1 protein-coding gene and 1 tRNA gene are annotated in these 717 nt (G+C 61.9%); both read left to right on the forward strand.

Annotated features, from left to right (window positions below; genetic code table 11):
- The first annotated feature begins 178 nt into the window (after positions 1–178).
- A complete protein-coding gene (locus LH128_RS28755; protein WP_008833224.1) occupies positions 179–523 on the forward strand; it encodes a hypothetical protein in 345 nt (114 codons plus the stop codon).
- Positions 524–638: 115 nt separating this feature from the next.
- Positions 639–713: transfer RNA gene (locus LH128_RS28760), tRNA-Gly, on the forward strand.
- Positions 714–717 lie beyond the last annotated feature (4 nt).

Genomic DNA, 717 nt, shown 5'->3' on the forward strand with positions numbered 1-717 from the left:
AGCTCAGTGGTAGAGCACAACCTTGCCAAGGTTGGGGTCGAGGGTTCGAATCCCTTCGCCCGCTCCAGTTTTCCTACATAGCAAAACTACCTCCCTGAAGGGACCCGCAGTGTTCTGCGCGTCCGGGATCGGGCAAGTTCAGTTTGAATTTGCTGCGCCGCACCACGATAGTGGTGTCATGCAGAACCTCTTCCGAATCCTGTTCTGGCTGGCGCTGGTCTTTGCCGTGACGATGGCCGTGCTGCCGCATCCGCCGCACTTTCCCGGTGAGCCCAGCGACAAGTTCCAGCACATGATGGCCTTCGCGACGCTCTCGGTGCTGGGCGTGCTCGGCTATCCGCGCGTGCCCAAGCTGGCAATCGCGGCAGGACTGGTGCTGCTCGGCGCGGGGATCGAGGTGGTGCAGATGATCCCCGCGCTCCACCGCGATGCGGAACTGATGGACCTCGTCGCCGACACTTTCGCGATCCTCGTCATGCTCGGCGCGATCAGCCTTGCGTTGGGGCTGCGCAAGGCTCGGTAAAATGTGTGACGCATTTTTTGTGACGGGGGGCTCTTGCAGAGGTCGCGAACCGCTGCTAGTGGCCCCTCCACCCGGACGGAAGCGGTCTTCATCCCACTGTCCGTCGAACGCCAGAGCGGGCGTAGCTCAGTGGTAGAGCACAACCTTGCCAAGGTTGGGGTCGAGGGTTCGAATCCCTTCGCCCGCTCCAGTTT

Origin of the sequence: Sphingomonas sp. LH128 (genome assembly GCF_000293195.2) — a bacterium.
GTDB lineage: Bacteria > Pseudomonadota > Alphaproteobacteria > Sphingomonadales > Sphingomonadaceae > Novosphingobium > Novosphingobium resinovorum_A.